This is a genomic window from Paraburkholderia sp. J7 (genome assembly GCF_905220155.1).
Taxonomy (GTDB): domain Bacteria; phylum Pseudomonadota; class Gammaproteobacteria; order Burkholderiales; family Burkholderiaceae; genus Paraburkholderia.
Genome location: NZ_CAJMYZ010000081.1, coordinates 1 through 760 on the forward strand (window position 1 = coordinate 1; position 760 = coordinate 760).

General features: G+C 65.8%; 1 protein-coding gene. It reads right to left on the bottom strand.

Annotation, left to right across the window (positions count from 1 at the left end; all coding sequences use genetic code 11):
* On the bottom strand, positions 1-760 hold a 760-nt coding region (locus tag U5A58_RS40410; protein ID WP_415774372.1), incomplete at both ends, for an ABC transporter permease subunit.

Sequence of the window (760 nt, forward strand, 5' to 3'; positions counted from 1 at the left end):
GCCGAACATCGCGCCCGAAAGACCGCCGAACGACGCGCCCATCGCGAACGCGAGCAGCTTGACGTTACGGGTGTTGATGCCCATGGCCTTGGCGGCGATTTCGTCTTCGCGGATCGCGGCCCATGCGCGGCCGATGCGCGAGTGCTGCAGGCGCGTACACACCCAGATCACGAGCAGCGCGCAGATCACGAACACGTAGTAGTACATGTACACCGACGTGAAGGTGAAGCCGAGGATCTCGTGCGGCTGCGCGAGGTTGAAGCCCATGACCTGCAGCGGCGCGACGCCAGTGATACCCTGCGGCCCGTTGGTGATGTTCACCGGACGGTCGAGGTTGTTCATGAAGATACGAACGATTTCCCCGAAGCCCAAGGTCACGATGGCGAGGTAGTCGCCGCGCAGCCGCAGCGTCGGCGCGCCGAGCAGCACGCCGAACAGCGCGGCGAGCGCCATCGCGCACGGAATCACAATCCAGTACGGCGTGTGCATGCCGCCCGGGAACATGTTCGCGATCCAGGTGAACTGGTTCGCGAGGTGCGGCGAAGTCAGCAGCGCGGCCGTGTAGGCGCCCACCGCGTAGAACGCGATATAGCCCAGGTCCAGCAGGCCGGCGAAGCCCACCACCACGTTCAGGCCCAGCGCGAGCATCACGTACAGCATCGCGAAGTCGAGCACGCGCACCCAGTAGTTGCCACCCGTGGCGCCGACCACGAAGGGCAGCGCGGCCACGACGATGGCCGTCACGATACCCACCGCGAGG